The sequence below is a fragment of the Agrococcus baldri genome, assembly GCA_900114805.1.
In the GTDB taxonomy this organism is placed as follows: Bacteria; Actinomycetota; Actinomycetes; order Actinomycetales; family Microbacteriaceae; genus Agrococcus; species Agrococcus baldri.
The window spans coordinates 16,185-29,853 of sequence record FOZN01000001.1; the positions used below are offsets into that span (position 1 = coordinate 16,185).

The window sequence follows — 13,669 nt, forward strand, 5'->3', positions numbered from 1 at the left end:
GTCGATGGCCGGGTGCGCGGCGCTGATCGCCTCGGATCGGGTGCGAAGCCCGCGAATGCCACGTACCATGAATGTGCACTTCACGCACGAATGCGAGGACCTCCCGGTGGACGAGCAGCCCGAGCGCGAGCCCCCGGGCTCCGCAGACGCTGAGGCACGCCGCCGCATCGCGGTGCTCGCCGAGCTGCACCGACGGCGCAACCGCCGACGCTGGATCGTCGGGCTCTCGACGGTCGCCGCGACCGCGCTGATCGTCTCGGGTTCCCTGGTCGCGTGGAGCTCGCAGGCGCGCGCCGGCGACCTCGCCGGACAGATCGACGCCTGGCACGAGGAGCACGACCGCGCCAGCTGCGAGCTCGCCGTGCGGATCGTGAGCGCCGTGGGGCTCGAGCGCCGCGCGCAGGACGTGCTGGAGGCGGCCGAGCATGTCGGCGGCGCGAGCTGGCTGCTGCCGGGCAGCGAGCGCGCCGCCTTCGCGAGCGACCGCGAGGAGCTGCTGCAGACCATCGCCGAGGGCGGCTTCGTCACGGCGGAGGATCGCGAGCTGGCGGACTCCTGGGAGGCGCGGGCCGCCGCCTCGGGCGACCCGCAGTCGTTCGACGTGCTCGAGGAGTGCATCGCCGCGGCCGCCGCGGAGCGCGAGCCCGTCTCGGGGGTCACCGCCGAGCGCGCCGACGCGCTCGCCCACGAGCTGCGCGCGCTCGGCGACCCGCGCGACTTCGACGACGCGCGCATCGACCGCCTCGAGGCGGCGATCGCCCAGCTGCGCATCTCGGCGACCGCGGCCGCGCAGGGCCGTGCCGACTTCGAGACGCTGCAGGCTGAGCTCGGCCTCGCGCCCGCCCAGGCTATCGCGAGCCTGCGCGACTCCGATGCGCACCTCGCTGCCGTGCTCGCCGTGCTGCGCGGCGGCCACACGCCCTCCGACGTGCTCGACCTCATCGAGAGCCTCACGCTGCACCTGGCATCCGCCTGGATGGCCGAGGCCTGGCAGCTCGAGGCGCAGGGCGACGCCGAGGCGGCTGCAGCGCTCGCGGCCGTGTCGCAGAGCACCAGGGACGCGATCGCGAACGCCGCGCCGCGGCCGGTCACCGACCCGGGCACCACCCGGCCCGTCCCCCCGACGGTGCCGCCGCGCGAGCAGCGGCCAGGCCCGATCCCGCCCGCGCCGAGCATTCCGCCGGCGCCGCCCACGGAGACCGCTCCGCCGCTCCAGCCGGAGCCGACGCAGCCGCCTCCGACGACGGATCCCGAGCCGACGCAGCCCGCGCCGGCGCCCGAGCCGGAGCCGGAGCCGCAACCGGAGCAGCCCGACCCGACGCCGCCACCCGAGTCCTCGCTCGCCCCAGGTGGCGGCGAGCTGCTGCCGCCGCCGAGGCAGCCGGGGCCGGCCGCCGCGGGCGCGTGGGCCGCGAAGCCGGCCCCGCCTTCGCTGCGCTGAGCCGCACCTGAGCGACGGCGCCGCCGCGCCTGCGCGATGCGGCGCCGCCGCGAATGCGCGACTCGGCGCCGCCGTGCGCCCATCACGCGGCGTATGCGGCATGATCGGATGCATGACGACGAGCAATGACGCTCCCCTCCGACTCGACTCGCTCGCGGTGCACGCCGGCCGCGAGGACTTCGAGGCGCTGGGCGTGCACGCGACCCCCATCGACCTCTCCTCCACGTATCCGCTGCCCAGCATCGACATCGGTGGCGACGCCTACGAGCGAGGTGCGACCGGCGGCGACCTGCACGACACCACCGCGGTCTACCAGCGCCTCTGGAACCCGACGGTCGCGCGCTTCGAGCAGGCCTTCGCGGCGCTCGAGGGTGCGGAGCAGGCGGTCGCCTTCGCCTCGGGCATGGCCACCACCACCGCCGTGCTCACCGCAGCCAAGCAGCGCCGCGGCAGCCATGTGGTCGCGCTGCGCCCGCTCTACGGCGGCACCGACCACCTGCTGGCGACCGGTCTGCTCGGCACCGAGACCACGTTCGTGGATGCGGTGGAGCAGGTGGCGGCAGCCGTGCGGCCCGACACCGGGCTCGTGATCGCCGAGACCCCGGCGAACCCCACCCTCGAGCTCGTCGACCTCGCCGCGCTCGTCGCTGCGGCCGGCGAGGCGCCCGTGCTGGTCGACAACACCTTCGCGACCCCGGTGCTGCAGCGGCCGCTCGAGCACGGGGTGGCGCTCTCGCTGCACTCCGCGACCAAGTACATCGGCGGCCACGGCGACGTGATGGGCGGCGTGGTCGCGTGCGACGAAGCGTGGGCGCAGGCGATCCGGCCGATCCGCGCCATCACCGGCGCTATCGCGCACCCCTTCAGCGCCTACCTCATGCACCGGGGGTTGCAGACGCTGCCGCTGCGGGTGCGGGCGCAGCAGGCGAACGCCCAGCAGGTCGCCGAGGCGCTGGCCGCGATGGCCGGCGTCGACCGCGTGCACTACCCGGGACTCGAGGGCAGCGACCCCGGCGGCCTCGTGGGCGAGGGCCGCCAGATGGCCGGACCCGGCTCGATGCTGGCGATCGACCTCGGCACGCACGCACGCGCGGCGGCGGTCGCCGAGGGCGTGCGGCTGTTCACGCACGCGGTCTCGCTCGGCAGCGTCGACTCGCTCATCCAGCAGCCCGCCTCGCTCACGCACCGTCCGGTGGCACCCGAGGCGAGGCCGGGCGCCGGCGTGCTGCGGCTCTCGATCGGGCTCGAGCACCCGGCAGACCTGGTCGCCGATCTCGAGCAGGCGATCGCCTCGGCAGGCTGATACCGCGGTGCTCGGCTACGCCGCGCTCGCGTCGGTGACCGGCACCGCCGGCTCGGCCGACGCATCCGCTCGTCTGAAGAGGGCGAAGCCGAACGCGAAGGCGACGAAGAACATCAGCACGCCGTAGACCGCGGCGGGCAGGCTGAGCTCCATCGAGCCGAGCACGCTCTGCGCGATGACGATCGCGAGCGTCGCATTGTGGATGCCGATCTCGAACGAGGCGGCGATCGCCTGCCGGCGCTCGACGCGCAGCAGCCGCGGCACCCAGTAGCCGACCGCGAGGCTCAGCAGGCAGAACAGCACCGTGATGAGCGCCAGCTGCGCGACGTTGTCGATCAGGAGCTGCCAGTTGGCGATCACCGCGCCGGCGATGACGACGGCGAGGATGATGACCGAGGCGATGCGCACGGGCTTGTCCATGCGGTCGGCGAAGCGCGGCCGGAAGCGGCGCACGAGCATGCCCAGGATGACCGGCAGCAGCACGATCGCGAACACCTCGAGGGTCTTCGACCACTGCAGGCCCAGCTGGCCGTCGAACGGCTGGAAGTACCAGATCGCGACATTCGTGATCAGCGGGAGCGTGACGACGGCCACCACCGAGTTCACGGCCGTGAGCGAGATGTTGAGGGCGACGTCGCCGCGGAACAGGTGGCTGTAGAGGTTCGCGGTGGTGCCACCGGGCGATGCGGCGAGCATCATCATGCCCACCGCCAGCACTGGCGGCAGCTGGAACAGCAGCACGAGCCCGAACGCCAGGGCGGGCAGCAGCAGCAGCTGGCAGGCGAGCGCGATGATCACCGCCCTGGGGTGCTTCGCCACCCGCGCGAAATCCTGCAGGGTGAGGCTGAGGCCGAGCCCCAGCATGATGATGCCGAGGGCGATCGGGAGCCCGATGGAGGTCAGCGCTGAGTCCATATCGCAAAGTATGGCTCACCTTCTGCTCGTGGGAGCGCCTGCGCTACCCCGCGGAGGGCGATGCCGCGCGCGCCGCCGGCAGGCGCAGCTCGACGACGAGACCGTGCGGCTCCGCCGGCAGCAGCGACACCGAGCCGTCGTTGCGCGCGGCGAGCTCTGCCACGATCGCCAGACCCAGTCCGGTGCCGGCGACGTTGTCGCGCTCTGCGCCGGGCGCTCGGTAGAAGCGCTCGAACGCCTGGGAGCGCTCGTCGGCGGACATGCCGGGGCCGGTGTCCTCCACGCGCATCAGCACCAGGTCGCCGTCGGCGTGCGCGCTGAGGCGGACCCTCCCGCCCGCGGGCGTGAACTTGCACGCGTTCACCAGCAGGTTCGAGAGCATCCGGCCCGCATCGCTGCGAGAGGCGAACACCGCGTGCGGTCCCGGCTCCAGCTGCATCCGCAGCTGCCGCTGCTCGGTCACCACGCGCAGGTTCGCCGCCACCTCCTCGAACAGCTCGGCGCACGGCACCGCCTCCTGCCGGATCTGCAGCGCCGCGCCGCTCACACCGCGGCCGAGCGTCAGCAGGTCCTCGACCAGCTCGGAGAGCCGCTCCCCGTTGCGCGCGATGACGCGCACCCAGTCCCGCTCAGCGCTGCTGAGCGTGCCGCCGTCCTGCAGCAGCTCCGAGTAGCCGACGATGCTCGTGATGGGCGTGCGCAGCTCGTGGCTGGTGGTGACGAGGAAGTCGTCACGCTGCCGCTCGAGCTCCGCGCGGATGGCCCTGGCCGCATCGCGCTCGACCGATGCCTCGAGCTGCGCCTGCCGGGCGCGCAGCACGGCCGTCACGTCGAGCAGCTGCACCGCGATGCGATCGTGCGCGCCCCCGATCGGGTTGGCCGCGACGGTGATCGTGCGCTCGCCATCCGTGCCGACGGTGACCTGCTCCCCCGTGCGCAGCGCCGACATCGCCGCGATCCGCAGCGGTCCGGCCCAGCTCTCGCCGTCGAGCTCGCCGGCCAGCAGCCGCCGGCCGGCGCGGTTCGCCCAGGTCACCCGCGTCGCGACCGCGTCGCGCTCCGCCACCACCAGGCCGATCCGGGCATCGACGACGCTGCCGGTCAGCAGCAGGTTGGCGGCGTTGACCTCGCGCGTCAGCGCGCGCAGCTCGTACTGGGCGGCCGAGAGCACGACTGCGAACCCGGCGAACGAGACGAGCAGCGTCTCGAACATCGCCGCACCGACCGTCAGATCGAGCCCCTCCCGGCGGAACGGGCCGCCGCCGTCGAGCGTCAGCGCGATCATCGCGAGGGTCGCCAGCACCGTCTCGGCGATGACGAAGCGGATCGAGAACCGCAGTGCCGCCCAGGCGACCAGCGGGAAGGGCGCGAAGGCCAGCGGCAGCGACGACGACGGGTGGAACACCACGGCGAGCACCACCGCGAGCAGCAGCACCTGCACCGCCATCTCCACCCGGCCGGCCGCCACCGGCACGGGCGGCGGCAGCGCGGCCAACGGTGCGATCAGGCACACGGCGGCGGCGTGCGAGGCGGCGGCGAACACGACCGTCGACCAGAATTCGCCGCCCTCCAGCAGTGCCACGGCGGCTGCGGCGAGCACGCCGACCGTCGCGGCGCCCGCGACGACCGCGATCACCCAGCGGATGCCGGCCCGCACCGTGGACAGCGCGAACCTGCGCGTCGCGGAGCCGAGCACCGCGAGGATCACAGCGACCTCTGCCGCGTTCGCGACGCCGAACGCGAGCGCAACGGGCAGCGGCCTGCCCGCGATCGCGTTCGCCATGGTGGTCACCGCGAGCACCAGCGCGAGGGCGCCCGCGATGCGCGAGCGCGGCTGCAGCAGCGCGAACGCCACCGACAGCCCGGCGGCGGGCCACCAGATGGCCACGCCCGTCTCGGCCGGCACGAAGAGCACGCCCGCGACGCCTGCCGTGAAGATCACTGCGCCAGCGATGATCCAGGCCCACCAGGGCAGCACCGGTCGCGCACCCGTCGTGCGCTCCGCGTAGGGCGCGCGACCGGCATCGATGCCGGGGCCGAGGGTGCTCACAGACCAAACCGTACGCATCCGCACCTGATCTTCCCAGCACATCCGCCGCAGCGATGCGGTGCGCTCGCCCCGGGTGGCCCTCGGCCCGCGCAGTATGGTCTCCTCATGCAGCGCAACGCTCGCACCCGGCGGGGCGCGGTCGCGGCGGCGATCGCCGTCGGCGCGCTGCTGCTGAGCGGATGCGGGCCAACGGGCCCCGCCGGACCGCCGGCCTCCAGCGGCACCGTGAGCGACCCATCCGCCGAACCGCCGCCATCCGGCACGGCGTCGCCGTCCGCCATCGAGCCCGGCAGGCTCGACGAGCCCGTCGCGGTCGCGACCGGCCTCGATGCCCCCTGGTCGATCGCGTTCGTCGACGAGCGGACGGCGCTCGTGAGCGAGCGCGACAGCGGCACCATCCTCGAGGTCTCCGCGAGCGGTGCCGTGCGGGAGCTCGCGCAGGTCGCCGGCCTCTCGCACGGCGGCGAGGGCGGTCTGCTCGGCCTTGCGGTCGGCGACGGGCACCTCTACTGGTACGGCACGGCCGCCGACGGCAACCGGGTCATGCGGGTCGCGCTCACCGGCGAGCCCGGCAGCCTCGAGCTCGGGCAGCCGCAGGAGGTCATCACCGGCATCCCGGCGAGCGGCAATCACAACGGCGGCCGCATCGCCTTCGGGCCCGATCGCCTGCTCTACGTCACGACCGGCGACGCCGGCGTGCCCGGCGCCGCGCAGGATCCCGGCAGCCTGGCCGGCAAGATCCTGCGGCTCGAGCCCGACGGCACCATCCCCGCAGACAATCCGTTCCCAGGCTCCCCCGTCTACTCGCTCGGCCACCGCAACCCGCAGGGCATCGCCTGGGACGAGGACGGCACGATGTGGGCGAGCGAGTTCGGGCAGGACACCTGGGACGAGCTCAACCGCATCGAGGCCGGCGCGAACTACGGCTGGCCGCAGATCGAGGGCATCGCGGGTGTGGCGGGCTTCACCGATCCGGTGCAGCAGTGGCAGCCGACGGAGGCCAGCCCGAGCGGCATCGCGATCGCCGAGGGCAGCATCTGGATCGCGAACCTGCGCGGCGCCTCCCTGCGACAGGTGCCGCTGACCGAGCCGTCGGCCTCGACCGTGCACTGGCAGGGCAGATTCGGGCGGATGCGCGATGTGGCGGTCGCGCCGGATGGGTCGCTCTGGGTGCTCACGGGCAACACGGATGGCCGCGGCTCACCCGCGGACGGCGACGACCGCATCCTCGCGCTCGCGCCGTAGCGGACGGCCGCTCACGGCTCAGGATGGCGCTGCCGCGGTCGACGCGCTCATCGGTGCATCGCCTCGACGTCGGGCAGCTGCTGGAAGCCGGTGAAGGTGCCTGCCTCGGCGATCTCACGGGCGACGTCGAGCCATCCGCTCCAGGCGGCACGGGCGAGCGTGCCGCCCACGCTGATGCGCCGGACGCCGAGCCCGGCTGCCTCGGCGACACTGATGAACGGCGCGTTGATCAGCAGGTTCACGGGCTTGGGCGCCACGGCTGCGACGATCGCGGTGATCTGGTCGACCGTGGTGATGCGCGGAGCGTACAAGCAGTCGGCACCCGCCTCGGCGTAGGCCTGCAGACGCCGGATCGTCGCCTTCAGGTCGGGACGGCCGACGACGAAGCCCTCCGAGCGAGCGGTCAGCACGACCCCCGTGCCGCTGTCGTCGATCGCCTGCCGCGCCGCCGCGACTCGCTCCACGGAGAGCTTGACCGAGTGCAGCGGCCGCCGGTCATCGCCGGTGGAGTCCTCGATCGACAGCCCGGCGATGCCTGTGGCGCTGGCCGCGACGACGTTGGCGTGCACCTGCGCCGGCTCGATCGCATAGCCTCCCTGGAAGTCGGCGTTGACGGGCACGTCGACCGCGCGCACCAGCGCACGCAGGTGCTCGAGCGCCAGATCCAGCGACAAGCCGCTGTCGGGCAACCCGCTCGCCCAGGCGGCGCCCGCGCTCGTCGACGCGAGCGCCGGGAAGCCGAGCCGCTCGAGCTGCCGAGCGCTGCCGACGTCCCAAGGGTTGGGCATGACGAACGTTCCGGACTCGTGCAGGCGGTGGAACGCGGCCGACCGGAGGCGCTGCGCAGCCAGCGACTCATGTCGGCCGGGATCATCGCTCATGGCTCTGCCTTCCGATCGCATCGTACGACCGGCGATCGGCGGCCACAAGCGGCGTCAGAACTCCTCGTAGACCGCCGGGTCCTGCCCCTTCAGCCGGCCGTCGGGGCGGCCGAGCGCCGTGATCGCGCTGACCTCCTCGTCTCCGAGCCGCAGCTCGAGCGCGCCGAGGTTCTCGCGCTGCCGATCCTGGGAAGCGGCCTTCGGGATCGGCACGACGCCGCGCGCGATGCCCCAGGCGAGGATCACCTGGCCGGGCGTCGCCCGATGCGCCTCGGCGATCCTGACGATCTCGGGCTCGGCGAGCATCTCGCCGCCGCGCCCCAGCGGGCTCCAGGCCTGCGTGATGATGCCGTGCTCGCGGTCGTAGGCGAGCTGCTCCTCCTGCGGGAAGTGCGGGTGCAGCTCGATCTGGTTCACCTCCGGCATGACACCGGTCTCGGCATGCAGCCGATCGAGGTGCTCCGGCAGGAAGTTGCAGACGCCGATCGCGCCGACCAGCCCGCGCTCCTTCGCCTCGATCAGCGCTTGCCACGCCTCCACGTAGGTGCCCTGGCGCGGATTCGGCCAGTGGATCAGGTAGAGGTCGATCCGCTCGAGCCCCATCCGCGCCGCGCTCTCCTCGACGGTCGCGATTGCGGCGTCGTGCTGCTGGTGCCGGCCGGGCAGCTTCGAGGTCACGATCAGCTCGTCGCGCGCGGCGTGATGATGGGCGGATGCGCGCACCGCGGCCCCGACGGAGCCCTCGTTCTCGTAGTTGAAGGCAGAGTCGACCAGGGTGTAGCCGCTGGCGATGGCCCGCTCGATGGACGCCGCGCCGGCGTGCCCCGTGAGCTTGTAGGTGCCGAAGCCGAGCACCGGCAGCGTCAGGCCGTCGTGGGCGGTGGTGGTGGGGATCATCGCGCTGCTCCTCTTGCTCGCGGTCTGCTGCGGGCGACGCTAGCGCAGGGCGATCCTGCCGCTCTCGCCCTCGACGAGCGCGACCGCACCGGTGGCGCTCACGCGGTGACCGGCATCCGCTCCCCCGCCCGCACCGCGACCGGCAGGCGGTTCTCGGGGCTCGGCATCGGGCAGACGTAGTGGTCGCTGAAGGCGCACGGGGGCAGGAACGCGCGGTTCCAGTCGATCGTGACGGCGCCGGAGGCGTCCGGCAGCGGCAGGCGCAGGAAGCGGAAGCGATAGCTCTCGTCGCCGCTGGAGGCATCGGCGAACACGACCGCGAGCGCCGCCCGGCCGTCCGCGTCGACGCCGCCGGTGGTGGTGAGCCGCAGCTCGTGGCCGGCCAGCTCGAAGGCGAGCGAGCCGACGTCGCTGCGCCGCGTGCGGTGCCCGTCGACCTGCTCGATCTCGAGCGCGTCGGCGCCGCTGGCCGTGCCGCCCGCCGACCACCGGCCCCGCACGACCCATGACGGGTCCGGCTCGAACGCGCTGATGCCTGTCAGGCGCGTGCGGCGCTCGGCCGCCGGGTCGACGACGCGCAGCGCCGGCACCCCCTCGCGGGTGAACACGCGCAGCAGCGCCTCGCCGTCGCGCAGCACCTCGCCCGCGACCAGCAGCTGCTCGTCGTCGAGGGAGCTGCCGTCGAGCCGCGTCAGGCCGCTTGCCGCGAGCCCCGTGCCCACCGCGGCCGCGCCCTCGGCGCGCCAGCGGCCGGGGATCCCGTCGAGCTCGACCTCGGCGGCACCCAGCCAGTGCGTGGCCGCGAGCGCCGCGATGCCGTGCGGCCCGGCGACGTCGCGCCAGCGACGGGCGCGCCACGCCTGCCACGCCGCGGTGAACGCATCCGTCCTCATACCCGCATCCGTGGTCGTCGCATCCGTCATGGGTGGCTCCTCCGCTCCGGCTCCAGGCTAGTGAGGATCGGCGTCGGCGAGCTCGTCATCCGCGGGCGCGCCCGGCGTGCGGGGCGCCTGCCTAGACTCGAGGGGTGACGTTCACCCGCACGATCATCGAGCTCGCGGCGTCCGATCCTGGCCGCCTCGCGCTCGCCGGGGACGGCGATCGGCTCAGCTACCGCGACCTGCATGACGCCTGCACCCGCATCCGCTCGGGTATCGAGCAGCTGCTGCAGTACCGCCCCGCGAGCTCGTCCGACGACGAGACCGGCGGCGTGCCGATCATCGCCGTCTCGCTCTCGCGCGCGATCGACGCGGGCCGCTTCATCGCCGGGGTGGCGTCGTTCCGGGCGATCGTGGCGGTGCTCGACCCGCTCTGGCCGCTCGAGCATCGGCTCGAGACCATCCGTCGCGTCGACCCGGCGCTGGTGATCACGGACGACTCCGACTTCGAGCGCGCGCTGGCCGGGCTCGAGCCCGAAGCGTGGCATGGCAGCGCCATCGGGCTCGAGCGCTTCGATGCGCTGGCTGCCGTGGCGCCGGTCTCGGCCGGGCCGGAGGTGCGCCCGCGCGACGAGCCCTACCTGCTGCTGTTCACCTCGGGCACGACCGACCTGCCGAAGGGCTTCCTGCGCACCCGCGGCAGCTGGGACTACAACGTCGAGGTCAGTCGCGGCCCGCTGTTCGCGAGCGCCGGCGTGCAGACGATCGCGCCCGGACCGGTCTCCTACAGCCTCACGCTCTACGCGCTGGTCGAGGCGCTCGCGACCGGCGGCTCGCTGCACCTGCAATCGCGCTTCGACGCGGCGTCAGCGGTGCGCACGATCGCTCGCCACCGCATCGAGCGCTTCGTGGGCGTGCCGTCGATGCTGCTGGCGCTCGCCGCCGCGGCTCGGCGCGAGGACGAGGGCGGCACCGCGAGCGGCACCGCGAGCGGCACGGCGCCGCTCGCCTCACTGCGCTGGGTGGTCACCGGCGGCGCGAACCAGAGCGAGGCGATCCGTGACCGCTTCCGCGAGGTCGCCCCGCGGGCGCTGGTGCGCAGCTACTACGGCGCGAGCGAGATCGGCTTCATCGGCACCAGCGACGCCGGCGACGGCACCCACCTGACCCCCTTCGCCGGACTCGAGGCCGAGGTGCGCGACGAGACGGGCGCCCGCGTGCCCGACGGCGATATCGGCACCCTGCACATCCGCGTCGCCTCGCAGGTCGAGCGCTACCTGACAGCCACCAGCGGCGACCGCATCACCGGCGACGACGGGTGGTCGAGCGTCGGCGACCTGGCCGCGCTCGTCGATGGCGAGATCGTGCTCGCCGGCCGTGCCGGCGACATGGCGGTCACCGGCGGCCACAAGGTGTCGCTGCCGCAGGTGGAGCGGGCGCTCGCCACGGTGCCCGGCTGCGAGCAGTGCTGCGCGATCGCGCTGCCGGATGCCGCGCTCGGCTCGATCGTCGCGGTCGTCATCGAGGGCGGTGCGGCCGCCGACGCCGGCGAGCCCGGCGCTGCGCCGGACGACAGCCCCATCGGCGGCGCGGGCGCCCCGGTGCCGCCGAAGGCCGTCATGCAGGCAGAGCTGCGCCGGCTGCTGCCCGAGCAGTTCGTGCCGCGCCGCTACTTCCGCGCCGACGCGCTGCCGCGGACTGCCGGCGGCAAGATCCGCCGCGTCGCAGTCGCCGAGCTCGTCGCGGCCGGTGGAGCGGAGCGGCTGTGAACGGCGCCGGCGGGTTCCCGAGCGCGGGAGAGGCGCGACCATGAGCAGCACCACCGCGAATGGCGCCCGCGCCGTCATCACCGGACTCGGCGCCATCACGCCGTCGGGACTCGACCTGCGCACGACGTGGGACGCCGTCGTGCACGGCCGCAGCGGCATCCGGGCCCTCGAGGGCGTCGACGTGTCGGATCTCGCGGTCAAGGTCGGCGGCGAGGTGCGCGGCTTCGACCCGCTCGCGCACGTCTCGCGCACCGATGCTCGCCGGCTCGATCGGCATGCGCTGTACGCGATCGCGGCGGCCGCCGAGGCGCTCGAGGGCTTCACCGCCGCCGACCCCGCGCGCTTCGCCATCACCGTCGCGACCGGCTCCGGCGCGGTCTCGCTCACGCAGGATGCCGTGCGCGCGCTCGACGCCCTCGGGCCGCGCCGGGTGCCGCCGGGCGTGGTCATCTACGGCGGGCCCGACGGCGCCGCGGCCTATCTCAGCCAGCGCCACGGCGCGCGCGGTGCGAGCGCCGGAACCTCCGCCACCTGCGCGAGCGGCACGGTCGGCCTCGGCGATGCCCTGCGCACGATCAGGCACGGGTATGCGGATGCGGTGCTCGTCGTGGGCGCGGACGACTGCCTCAACCGCGTCAACCTGGGCGTCAACGCGACCCTCGGCTCGCTCGCGGCGGGCTTCGCCGACGACCCTGCCGCCGCATCCCGCCCCTTCGACCACGCGCGCAGCGGCTTCGTCATGTCGGCCGGTGCCGTCGCAGTGCTCGTCGAGTCGGAGGCGCACGCCAGGCGCCGCGGCGCAACCGTGCTGGGCGAGCTCGCCGGCTACGGCGCGACCTCCGACGCCTTCCACGCGACGGCCCCGCGCCCCGACGGCAGCGGCGCGGCGGCTGCGATGCAGGCGGCCCTGGACGACGCCGCGCTCTCCCCCGTCGACGTCGACCACGTGAACGCGCACGGCACCGGCACGCCGCTGAACGACGCGATGGAGACGGCCGCACTCGAGACGGTCTTCGGCTCGTCGCTCGCCGCGGTGCCCGTCACCTCGACCAAGTCGACCACCGGCCACCTGCTGGGCGCCGCGGGCACGCTCGAGGCGGCACTGTCGCTCATGGCGCTGCGGGATCAGGTCATCCCGCCGACCATCAACCTCGACGATCCGGAGTTCCCGCAGCTCGACGTGGTCGCCGGTGCCGCCCGCGAGGCGCCCCGCACCGCGCCGCTGCGCACCGTGCTCTCGAACTCGTTCGGCTTCGGCGGCCACAACGCCGCCATCGTGCTCCGCACCCTCTGACGGGCACCGCCGGCCCTCCGACCGGTGGAGCTGCCCGCGACCGGTGCTCTCGCAGGTCCACCGCTCACACGTTGCGCCACTCGTCGCCGGCCAGCGCGAGCAGGCCAGCCAGCGCAAGCGGGCAGGGCGGCCCGGGGCGGGTCAGAAGGCGGCCGGCACCCCCAGCTCCTCGAGCCGCTCGCGCACGTGGTCGCTCGTGATCGCGCGCACAAGCGCGGCGATCTCCGGCGCATCGGCGTTGTCCGAGCGGGTCACGAGCGAGACCTCGAACGCCTCGTCCTGCTCGACCGCGAGCCCGTCGAGCTCGGGCGTCAGCCCGAGCTGGCGAGCGAACGACGGCAGGTTGAACACCGCATCCGCCTCGTCGTACGCGGTGTTCAGCTGCAGCAGGTCGACCGCGGTGAGCTCGAGCCCGCGGGGGTTCTCGACCACGTCGGTCAGCCGGGCCTGGAAGCGCTCCACCGCCGGATCGAGGGTGATGAGGCCCTCATCGGCGAGCATCTGCAGGGCGCGGGCGCCGTTCGACTTGTCGTTCGGGATCACGACGCTGCCGCCCTCCGGCAGCTGGTCGAGCTCCGTGAGGCTCTTCGAGTAGAAGGCGACCACCGTGGCGTAGACCGGCTGCACGACCACCAGGTCGGCGTCGTTGCCGGCGTTGAACTCCTCCATGAAGCCCTCGAACTGCACCACGTTCGCGTCGATCTCGCCGTGCTGCAGCAGGATGTTCGGCTGCACGTAGTCGTTCACCGGCACCAGCTCGACCTCGTAGCCCTCCTCGATCACCTCGGCGGCGGCCTCGACCGCATCCGTCATCGGCGTGACGGTCGCGGCGACGCGGATGGTGACGGTGTCGGATGCGGCTTCGCCGGCGGGCGCCGCGCAGGCGCCGAGCGCCAGGGCGAGGCCTGCCGCTGCCAGGGCGAGGAGGGGGCGGGCGGGTCGGGTGGTCATGCGGGCCTTCCGGTGCGAGTGGCGTGTGGTGGTGGAGCTGGAAGC

General features: G+C 73.9%; 11 protein-coding genes. 5 read left to right on the forward strand and 6 right to left on the reverse strand.

The genetic code is table 11. From position 1 onward, the window contains the following. Positions 1 to 106: 106 nt before the first annotated feature. The gene (locus tag BM288_RS00080; RefSeq protein WP_143102953.1) at positions 107 to 1,441 is read left to right on the forward strand and encodes a hypothetical protein; all 1,335 of its coding nucleotides are present in this window, start codon (positions 107 to 109) and stop codon (positions 1,439 to 1,441) included. 112 nt (positions 1,442 to 1,553) lie between these two features. Then, positions 1,554 to 2,744 carry a trans-sulfuration enzyme family protein gene (locus BM288_RS00085; RefSeq protein WP_092914702.1) on the forward strand — a complete coding sequence of 397 codons (1,191 nt, stop codon included), beginning with the start codon at positions 1,554 to 1,556 and terminating at the stop codon, positions 2,742 to 2,744. Positions 2,745 to 2,759: 15 nt separating this feature from the next. Here BM288_RS00085 and BM288_RS00090 read toward each other — a convergent pair whose 3' ends face one another. Both BM288_RS00090 and BM288_RS00095 read right to left on the reverse strand, forming a co-directional pair. Continuing rightward, on the reverse strand, positions 2,760 to 3,659 hold the full coding sequence (locus tag BM288_RS00090; protein WP_092914704.1) for a bile acid:sodium symporter family protein: 900 nt from the start codon (positions 3,657 to 3,659) through the stop codon (positions 2,760 to 2,762). Positions 3,660 to 3,702: 43 nt separating this feature from the next. Then, a complete protein-coding gene (locus tag BM288_RS00095) occupies positions 3,703 to 5,709 on the reverse strand; it encodes a sensor histidine kinase (protein ID WP_177220178.1) in 2,007 nt (668 codons plus the stop codon). A gap of 105 nt (positions 5,710 to 5,814) precedes the next feature. On the opposite strand from BM288_RS00095, the gene BM288_RS00100 reads away from it, so the two are divergent. Further along, positions 5,815 to 6,954 (forward strand): PQQ-dependent sugar dehydrogenase, encoded by a 1,140-nt coding sequence (locus BM288_RS00100; RefSeq protein ID WP_092914708.1) that lies wholly within the window; start codon positions 5,815 to 5,817, stop codon positions 6,952 to 6,954. 47 nt (positions 6,955 to 7,001) lie between these two features. Here BM288_RS00100 and BM288_RS00105 read toward each other — a convergent pair whose 3' ends face one another. From BM288_RS00105 to BM288_RS00115, 3 genes are all read right to left on the reverse strand, one after another. Then, positions 7,002 to 7,835 carry an isocitrate lyase/PEP mutase family protein gene (locus BM288_RS00105; RefSeq protein WP_092914710.1) on the reverse strand — a complete coding sequence of 278 codons (834 nt, stop codon included), beginning with the start codon at positions 7,833 to 7,835 and terminating at the stop codon, positions 7,002 to 7,004. A 54-nt stretch (positions 7,836 to 7,889) separates the two neighbouring features. Further along, the gene (locus BM288_RS00110; protein ID WP_092914712.1) at positions 7,890 to 8,732 is read right to left on the reverse strand and encodes an aldo/keto reductase; all 843 of its coding nucleotides are present in this window, start codon (positions 8,730 to 8,732) and stop codon (positions 7,890 to 7,892) included. Between the two features lie 98 nt (positions 8,733 to 8,830). Further along, positions 8,831 to 9,655: a DUF1684 domain-containing protein gene (locus tag BM288_RS00115; RefSeq protein ID WP_318255230.1), complete on the reverse strand. Its 825-nt coding sequence runs from the start codon at positions 9,653 to 9,655 to the stop codon at positions 8,831 to 8,833. 104 nt (positions 9,656 to 9,759) lie between these two features. Here BM288_RS00115 and BM288_RS00120 point away from each other — a divergent pair, with 104 nt between their 5' ends. Both BM288_RS00120 and BM288_RS00125 read left to right on the forward strand, forming a co-directional pair. Next, positions 9,760 to 11,379 (forward strand): class I adenylate-forming enzyme family protein, encoded by a 1,620-nt coding sequence (locus BM288_RS00120; RefSeq protein ID WP_092914714.1) that lies wholly within the window; start codon positions 9,760 to 9,762, stop codon positions 11,377 to 11,379. Between the two features lie 40 nt (positions 11,380 to 11,419). Then, the gene (locus BM288_RS00125; protein WP_092914716.1) at positions 11,420 to 12,673 is read left to right on the forward strand and encodes a beta-ketoacyl-[acyl-carrier-protein] synthase family protein; all 1,254 of its coding nucleotides are present in this window, start codon (positions 11,420 to 11,422) and stop codon (positions 12,671 to 12,673) included. A 141-nt stretch (positions 12,674 to 12,814) separates the two neighbouring features. On the opposite strand, the gene BM288_RS00130 is transcribed toward BM288_RS00125, so the two are convergent. Next, complete coding sequence (locus BM288_RS00130) at positions 12,815 to 13,624, reverse strand: MetQ/NlpA family ABC transporter substrate-binding protein (RefSeq protein ID WP_092914718.1); 810 nt, start codon at positions 13,622 to 13,624, stop codon at positions 12,815 to 12,817. Positions 13,625 to 13,669 lie beyond the last annotated feature (45 nt).